This is a genomic window from Shinella sp. JR1-6, assembly GCF_004284735.1.
Taxonomy (GTDB): Bacteria; Pseudomonadota; Alphaproteobacteria; order Rhizobiales; family Rhizobiaceae; genus Shinella.
In genome coordinates this window covers 1-7,574 of the sequence record NZ_SHMI01000069.1, presented here as the reverse complement: position 1 = coordinate 7,574, position 7,574 = coordinate 1, and the positions used below count along the sequence as shown (strand labels likewise).

The window sequence follows — 7,574 nt, the reverse complement described above, 5'->3', positions numbered from 1 at the left end:
CCCGGCGGTCTCAGGCCGGCGCCGCAGTGGCCGACTTTTGCTCCGCCCCGTGGCCGGTTTTTACTCCGCCGTTGACAGCCGGATCGTCACCGAGACGGTTTCCGGCAGCACCGCCATCGCGCAACGCCGCGGCTTTTCCCGACTCATGGACAAGCTGGAATCCGGCGACATTCTGATCGTGACAAAGCTCGACCGCCTGGGACGTGATGCGATCGACGTCAGCACCACCGTCAGAACACTGGCCGAAATGGGCGTGAGGGTCTATTGCCTCGCGCTCGGCGGCGCCGACCTCACCGGCTCGGCCGGCACCATGACCATGAATGTGCTCAATGCCGTCGCCCAATTCGAGCGGGATTTGCTGATCGAGCGGACGCAATCCGGTCTCAAGCGCGCCAAGTCGGAAGGCAAGACCCTCGGCCGACCCTTCACGCTCAGCGATGAACAGAAGCAGGGTGTCCGCAACGATCTCGCGACGGGCATGAGCGTTTCGGCGATAGCAAGGAAATTCGCGACCAGCCGGCAGACCATTATGCGGGTTCGAGACGAGGGGTCACGGTCCGTTCGACCTTAGCGCAGGATTTTGAACAGACCTTGTTCCGACCCCCAAATGTCAGGGTGGACCTGACGGCGGCTGAAAGCGGTCGATAGCATGTCGCTTGCTGCGACATGCTATCCCGTCTCTACCAATGCTCCAGTGGCGGAGGCCGCAAGGGGCAGGTCAGGGCAAAGAATGCGATGGTCATTTCGATTGGAGCCGGGAGCTTGCTGACTGGTATTCCATGGGAACGGCTTTCGCCGGTCCCGGCCCATTGCTGCAGGCCGGGCCGCGTTGCCTTCCGGCGCCAGTTGCGCTGGTGCCAAGAGGCAAGCGTTGCCATCAGGCGCTCTGATTGGCCCTGTTGTTCAGGACCTCGCTGAATCTGCTGAAAAACTCGTTCGCCAGCTTGTTGGTGGTCGACTGGATCAGGCGGCTGCCCAGAGCGGCGAGCTTGCCGCCGAGCGCGGCGTCGGCCGTATAGGTCAGCATGGTTCCTCCATCCCGCGGAGCGAGATTGAGCCGGGCCGATCCCTTGGCAAAGCCCGCGATCCCGCCCGATCCCTTGCCCGACAATAGGCACGATTGCGGGGCGATCATCTCTGACAGCTCTACCTCGCCATTGAATTTTGCCGAAACGGGGCCGATCTTCAGCCTCACCGTGGCGGAAAACGCGTTTTCCGCGGTTTGCTCCAGCCGTTCGCAGCCGGGAATGGCGCTGGCCAGCGTTTCGGCATCGAACAGAGCAGACCAGACCACTTCCGGGGGCAGGTTCAATTCGTATGTTCCGTTGAGTTCCATGCTGTTCTTCCTGTGTGTCCGTCAGATGCCGAGCGCCGCAAGGATGCGGGCCGGCGTCATCGGTGTTTGCATCAACCGCGCACCGAATGGTGAAAGCGCGTCGTTTACGGCATTCATCACGGCGGCCCCTGCGGCCGCCGTACCGGCCTCGCCAACCCCCTTGGCGCCGAGGATCGTGTCTTCTGTCGGTGTCTGGATATGGCCGATGACGATGTCCGGCATCTCGCAGGCCATGGGCACGAGGTAGTCCGCGAGCGAACCGTTCAGCAGTTGCCCGTTCTCGTCGTAGAGACACTCCTCGAAGAGGGCCGAGCCGAGGCCCTGCACGACCCCGCCCCTGATCTGCTCATCGACGAGAAGAGGGTTGATGACCGTGCCGCAGTCCTCGACCACCCAATGTTTCAGCAGTTTCACGAGGCCAGTTTCCGGATCGACCTCGATCCATGCTGCCTGCACGCCGTTGGTGAAGCCGAAGGGGTAGCCCGACGGGGCGAAATGCTGGGCGACCGTCAGCGAGTTGTCGATGCCCTTCGGCAAGGTATCGGGGCGGTACGTGGCGATACGGCCGACCTCGGCCAGCGGCATGCGGACGGTGCCCGTCCCGGCATCGACCACCGCACCGTCGCGTAGCGCAAGGCTCGCCCGGTCGGCCTGCAGGATCGCCGTGGCAATATCGAGAATGCGTTCGGCCAGCTTGCGTCCCGCCCGCAGGGCCGTCTCGCCGCCGATGCCCGCGCCGCGGCAGGCCCATGTCGCGCCGCCGGCCGGCGTCGTGTCGGTGTCCCCGGTCGTGACCTTGACCTGATCGGGACGGACACCAAGCTGATCGGCGACAATCTGGGCGATGATCGTCTCGGTTCCCTGGCCTTGCTCGGTGACCGAGATGGCGCAATGGACCTCTCCGCCCGGCGTGAGGCGCAGTACGGCGCCGTCCTGGGCAGAGATGCGTGCACCTCCGACCCCGTAGAAGGCGACGCCCGGATTGGTGATCTCCACGAAGGTCGCAAGGCCGATGCCGCGATGAATGCCCTTTTCGCGAAGCGCCGCCTGCTCACGGCGCAGCCCCTCGTAGTCCATCATTTCGCGGATCTTGCGAAGGCTTGCCTCGTGCGAGAGCTTTTCGAACTGGTAGCCGGTTGCCGACTTGCAGGGATAGGCGTCGTCCGGCACGACGTTGCGGGCGCGGATCTCCCAGGGGTCCATGCCCAGCCTGCCTGCGGCCTGATCCAGCAGCTCTTCCGTCACCTGGCAGGCGATCGGATGCCCCACGGCGCGATACTGGCTGGTCTGCACCTTGTTCTGGAACAGGACCGTCAGCTTCCCGTGATAGTCCCTCATCCGGTAGGGCGCGCCCATCAGGCGGTAAGCCTGGTTTCCCTCGACCACAGATGTGCGGGGATAGGCAGAAAAGGCGCCGATCGGTGCGAAATCCTCGACATCCATGGCAAGGATCGCTCCATCCTTGTCCAACGCCATGCGGGCGCGGACATGATGGTCGCGAGAGTGGATGTCGGTCACGAAGCTTTCCAGCCGGTCCGCCAGGAAGCGCACGGGGCGATGCAGGATCAGCGAGGCCGCGACGGCGGCCATTTCCTCATTGTAGAGGTGCAGCTTCATTCCGAAGCTGCCGCCCACATCCGGTGCGATCACGCGTACCTTGTTGTCGGCAAGACCGAACTGGCGCGCATAGATATCCTGGAACTGGTATGGCGTCTGGGTTCCATGGTGGACGGTCAACTGGCCCGTGGCTGGGTTGTAGTCGGCCACGACCGCCCGTGGCTCGAGGGTGACGGCCGTGTGGCGACCGAATGTGTACTCGCCTTCGACGACCAAGGCTGCGCCAGCGAATGCGTCCTCGACGCCATCGGTCTTCAGCTCGTTCCTGAAGCACAGATTGCCCGAAAGGCTCGAAACGGCCGCTGGCATATCCGGGTCCAATGCCGCTTCCACCCCGCATACCGGCGGGAGGTCGTCCAGCTCGAGCATTATGAACTCGCAGGCATCCTCTGCCTCGGCGCGGGTGCGGGCCACCACCATTGCCACGGGATGTCCGACCCACAGAACCTCCTCCTCGGCGAGGATGTTCTGTGGTGTGCTGACCATGCCCGCGAAGTGGCCGAGATGGCTGGTCCAGCTTTCGCAACGGGTGTTCAGGTCGGCGGCGGTAAAGACCGCGATGACGCCGGGGGCCGTGCGGGCAGCCTCGACGTTGAGCGCGGTGATGCGGCCATGAGCCATGGGGCTGCGCAGAAATGCGGAGTGAACCATGTGGGGCAGTTGCAGGTCGCTGACGTAATTCCCCCGCCCGGCCAGATGACGCAGGGCATTTTCGCGGCGATGTGGGTGGCCGATATGTGTCGGACGTTCCCTCATGTCGAGACCTCAGCCGCGCGCCGTGCGGCAGTGGTGGCGATGGCGTCGACGATCGCCTCGTAACCGGTGCAGCGACAATAGTTGCCCGAAAGAGCGATGCGAATGGCCTCGCGGTCCGGTTGAGGGGTCTCCGACAGCAGCGTATGTGCCGTCATCAGCATGCCGGACGTGCAGTAGCCGCACTGCAGGGCATTGCGCTCATGGAACGCCGCCTGAAGATCGGCGATCGCACCACTTTCGGACAGGGATTCAATGGTTTCGACTTCGCTTCCGGCGGCCTGCATCGCCAGGACGAGGCAGCCGTGTACAGGCTTTCGGTCCAGCAGTACCAGGCAGGCGCCACACACGCCCATTTCACAGCCGAGATGCGTGCCGGTGAGCCGCAACCTGTCACGCAGAAAGTCTGCCAGGGTCGTGCGAGGTTCGATAAAATCCGCTACCTCCTCGCCGTTTACCCGAAGCTCCAGGGGCATTTTCATCGCTTCTCCCGATCAAAATTCAATTTGTGACCATTTGGTTACAAATTACAGGAGATGCCGCTTCATGCAAGAAAAAAAGACGGGTTGGTCATTTCCTGCGCAAAGGCTATAGCTCGCGGCAACTTCCGGAGTTCAATTCGATGGAACAGCCGCCTGCAAAAACGCGTCGCCGCAAGAACATGCGCTCGGAGGATCGCGAGAAGCAGATTCTCGAAGGGGCCGTGCGCTTCTTTGCCGAGTGCGGCTTTGAAGGGCAAACCCGCGAGCTGGCAACGCGACTGGGCGTTTCCCATGCCGTGATCTACCGGCACTTCGCCAGCAAGGAAGATCTGATCGAGCGCGTCTATGCACAGGTCTATACCAGCCGTTGGCGCGAAAGCTGGAACGGGCTTATCGCGGATCGCAGCCTGCCGCTCGAAGAGCGGATGGTGCGCTTCTATCGGGAATATGCCGACCGCGTTTTCGAATATGACTGGGTGCGGATATTCATCTCGTCCGGCCTGAAGTCCTACGGACTTCCGCAACGCTATCTTGGCATCATCAGGGACCGCGTGATCGTGCCCGCCGTTGCGGAGATGCGGCACGATCTCGGGCTGCCGGAGCGGTCTCCGTCCGAAGCCGAGCAGGAGCTTTTCTGGGCGCTCCATGGCGGCGTGTTTTACGTCGCCATCCGCAAATACATATACGAGGTAGGAGTTCCCGAGGATATCGAGGGTACGGTTACCCGGACGACCCGTGCGTTCCTGGCCGGGATAAGGGCGCAGATGCAGGCCGAAGGCGCCTGAACTAGACACCTGCCAGAAAATGAGATCGCCCGGGCACCGGCATGGCCGGAGCCCGGGCGATCATTGGTTCAGGCGCTTTTCGGAGCCCCGGCTTCGGCTTCACGCTTCAGCGTTTCAGGCATCATCCAGACCGTGATGGCGCCGATGAAAAAGACGATCGAGCAGGCGCCGATGCCGAAGGCGAGACCTTGCGCCTTGGCCATGGCTCCCACCGTGACCGGGGTGACGACGGCGCCGATGCCGCGGCCGATGTTGAAGGCGAAGCCGGAACCCATCGCCCGGATTTCCTGCGGGAAGAGTTCGGCGAAGTAGGCGCCGAAGAGCCCGAACACCCCGCCGAACGACAGGCCCATGAGCGGCCCCAGCCAGAACAGCAGTTCGGCGTCCGGGACAATCACATAGAGGGGCACGATGATCGTGTCCGCCAGGAATGCCAGCATGAGTGCGTTCCTTCGGCCGATATGGTCGGCGATCCAGGCGAAGACGAAGTAGCCGACGAAGGCGCCCGAGAAGATCACCACCGAGAACAGGCTCATATATGCCACGTCGAGCCCTCGGACCTGCACGAGATAGGTCGGGATCCACGAGGAAACACCCCAGAAGCCGCCCATCTGGCAGGCAGCCGCGATCGTCGCGCCGATCGTGAGCATGCGGATGTCGGGCGTAAAGAGGCCGCCGAAACCGATGCGCTTTTGCTTGGCCTTTGCAGGACGTGGCGGATCTGCCGGAACGATGAGCCAGAAGAGAATGCCAACGATCGCCGCGGTTCCGGTGATCACGAACAGCATCCGCCAGCCCAGGTCAGCGAGAAGATAGCGCCCCATCAGCGAAGCCAGGATACCGCCAAGCGCGAAGGTGGAGAGCATGAAGCCGGCCGCTCTGGCGCGGTAGCGCGGCGCCCAGTGATCGGCGATGAGCGCCACGATGGGCCCCCAGAGGCCGCCCATGCCGATGCCCTGCAGGAAGCGCAGCACCATGAGCTGCTCCCAGGACGTGACCCAATAGACGGCGGCGGTGAAGATGCCGAACTCGATCAGGCAGATGACGGCGGCGTTCTTGCGACCCCAGTTTTCCGCGACCCAACCGAAGATCACCCCGCCGAGCGCGGTGCCGATCATAGTTGCGGAAGCGAGCAGGCCCGCATCGGTCAGCGAAAGACCGAGCGCGGCGATGATGACCGGCATGCAGATGGCCAGAATCTGAAGATCCAGACTATCGTAGAGATAGGCCAGAAACGTCATGTGGAGCACCTTCCATCGATGTGGGGTGCCGCTTTGCGTATTGTCCATGTTTGTCCTCCCTTGATGGCGCGATTGTCTCGCGCTTACCGTCCTTGCGAATATTCCTGATCAAGTTGCCCGCCCGCTGACTCCTTCCAGCGGCCTGCCTAGTCCATCTGCTCCGCCAGTCGCGCCAGGATGCGCCCCAGGAGCACGCGGGCCAGATGCAGCCGCGTCGCGCCCGACAAGGTGGGGTCGTCCATGGGGTCGAGATCCAGCGAGAGCGCCTCCCGCGCCGACCGTATCGCCGCTCGATCCAGCGGGCGGCCCCGCAGGAGTTCCTCGGCGGCTCTGGCGCGCATGGGTGTCGCCCCCACGGAGTGGAAACAGATTCCCACGTCCTCGATTGCGCCGGCTCGCGGCACGATCCGCACAGCGGTTCCCACCATCGCAAAATCCCCGTGACGGCGAGCAAGCTCGTCGAATGCCGTCAGGGTTCCGAGCGGCGCGGGAGGAATCAGGATCGAGCGCAGGATCTCGCCGGGCTCGATTGCCGTCGTATAGAGGTCGAGGAAAAAATCCTCGGCGGACACTTCGCGCTCGCCCTCAGGGCCGACGATATCGAAAACGGCACCCAGGCATCGCACGACCGCGGGAAATTCCGAGGCCGGATCGGCAAGCGCCAGATTGCCGCCGAAGGTCGCGCGGTTCCGGATCGCAGGATGTGCCACGAAACGGGCCGCCTCGGCCAGCATCGGGGCATGGGATGCGACAAGCGGGTGAGAGAGTATCTTGGCGTGCCGCGTAAGCGCGCCTATGCGTAGACCGCAATGGTCGTAGGTGATGCCGGAGAGTTCGGGCAGGCGGGAAATATCGACCAGGACGGCGGGCGCCTGCAGGCGAAGGGCCAGCGAGGGTACGACGCTATGGCCGCCAGCGAGCCAGATCGCGTCGCCGGCAGATTCCGAATGGAGCTCCAGCGCGTGTTGAAGACTTTCCGCAAGCCGGTATCCGAAAGGTGATGGTTTCATGCTTGTCCCATTTCGGCCTGAGCGGCCCCTCGGCGCAATTCGTGACCAATTGGTTATAAATGCCGGGAATGAGCGCGCTTGACAAGGGAAAAGTGACCATTTGGTCACTTTTCCCTTGTCAAGCGCTTGCGATTAAATCGGCACCGATCACCATCAGCCGGAAAAAGCCCGAAACGAGGCGCTACCGCGCGCGCCGCAGAGTAACGCGAAGCGGCCCGGCAGTGATCGCATCACCGGGCCGCTGCAGAACGCTGAGCGTTCGCCAATTCTATTGGTGGCGTCGCCTTAACCTGACGTAGGACGCAATCATTTCTTTGTCCTGAATTTCAGGCTTGGATCGGCAACGCGAT

General features: G+C 63.0%; 7 protein-coding genes. 2 read left to right on the top strand and 5 right to left on the bottom strand.

The window, feature by feature from the left end; all coding sequences use genetic code 11:
- The first annotated feature begins 37 nt into the window (after positions 1-37).
- On the top strand, positions 38-571 hold the full coding sequence (locus EXZ48_RS33735) for a recombinase family protein (protein ID WP_245462433.1): 534 nt from the start codon (positions 38-40) through the stop codon (positions 569-571).
- A 306-nt stretch (positions 572-877) separates the two neighbouring features.
- Here EXZ48_RS33735 and EXZ48_RS33730 read toward each other — a convergent pair whose 3' ends face one another.
- From EXZ48_RS33730 to EXZ48_RS33720, 3 genes are read right to left on the bottom strand one after another with little or no spacing between them, the layout of a single operon-like run.
- Complete coding sequence (locus EXZ48_RS33730) at positions 878-1,336, bottom strand: CoxG family protein (protein ID WP_130521407.1); 459 nt, start codon at positions 1,334-1,336, stop codon at positions 878-880.
- Positions 1,337-1,357: 21 nt separating this feature from the next.
- Positions 1,358-3,709 (bottom strand): xanthine dehydrogenase family protein molybdopterin-binding subunit, encoded by a 2,352-nt coding sequence (locus EXZ48_RS33725; protein ID WP_130521405.1) that lies wholly within the window; start codon positions 3,707-3,709, stop codon positions 1,358-1,360.
- A complete protein-coding gene (locus tag EXZ48_RS33720; protein ID WP_130521403.1) occupies positions 3,706-4,188 on the bottom strand; it encodes a (2Fe-2S)-binding protein in 483 nt (160 codons plus the stop codon). Before EXZ48_RS33720 ends, EXZ48_RS33725 begins: the two co-directional genes overlap by 4 nt.
- A 26-nt stretch (positions 4,189-4,214) precedes the next feature.
- On the opposite strand from EXZ48_RS33720, the gene EXZ48_RS33715 reads away from it, so the two are divergent.
- Positions 4,215-4,973: a TetR/AcrR family transcriptional regulator gene (locus EXZ48_RS33715; RefSeq protein ID WP_245462432.1), complete on the top strand. Its 759-nt coding sequence runs from the start codon at positions 4,215-4,217 to the stop codon at positions 4,971-4,973.
- 68 nt (positions 4,974-5,041) lie between these two features.
- Here the strand turns inward: EXZ48_RS33715 and EXZ48_RS33710 are convergent, their stop codons facing one another.
- Both EXZ48_RS33710 and EXZ48_RS33705 read right to left on the bottom strand, forming a co-directional pair.
- Complete coding sequence (locus EXZ48_RS33710; protein WP_130521401.1) at positions 5,042-6,262, bottom strand: MFS transporter; 1,221 nt, start codon at positions 6,260-6,262, stop codon at positions 5,042-5,044.
- Between the two features lie 98 nt (positions 6,263-6,360).
- The gene (locus EXZ48_RS33705; protein ID WP_130521399.1) at positions 6,361-7,224 is read right to left on the bottom strand and encodes a xanthine dehydrogenase family protein subunit M; all 864 of its coding nucleotides are present in this window, start codon (positions 7,222-7,224) and stop codon (positions 6,361-6,363) included.
- Positions 7,225-7,574 lie beyond the last annotated feature (350 nt).

What these genes read in the sequence shown, in the direction of transcription:
- EXZ48_RS33725 (WP_130521405.1), bottom strand. Translation starts at nt 3,709, where the DNA reads ATGAGGGAACGTCCGACACATATCGGCCACCCACATCGCCGCGAAAAT.
- EXZ48_RS33705 (WP_130521399.1), bottom strand. Translation starts at nt 7,224, where the DNA reads ATGAAACCATCACCTTTCGGATACCGGCTTGCGGAAAGTCTTCAACAC.
- EXZ48_RS33720 (WP_130521403.1), bottom strand. Translation starts at nt 4,188, where the DNA reads ATGAAAATGCCCCTGGAGCTTCGGGTAAACGGCGAGGAGGTAGCGGAT.
- EXZ48_RS33730 (WP_130521407.1), bottom strand. Translation starts at nt 1,336, where the DNA reads ATGGAACTCAACGGAACATACGAATTGAACCTGCCCCCGGAAGTGGTC.
- EXZ48_RS33710 (WP_130521401.1), bottom strand. Translation starts at nt 6,262, where the DNA reads ATGGACAATACGCAAAGCGGCACCCCACATCGATGGAAGGTGCTCCAC.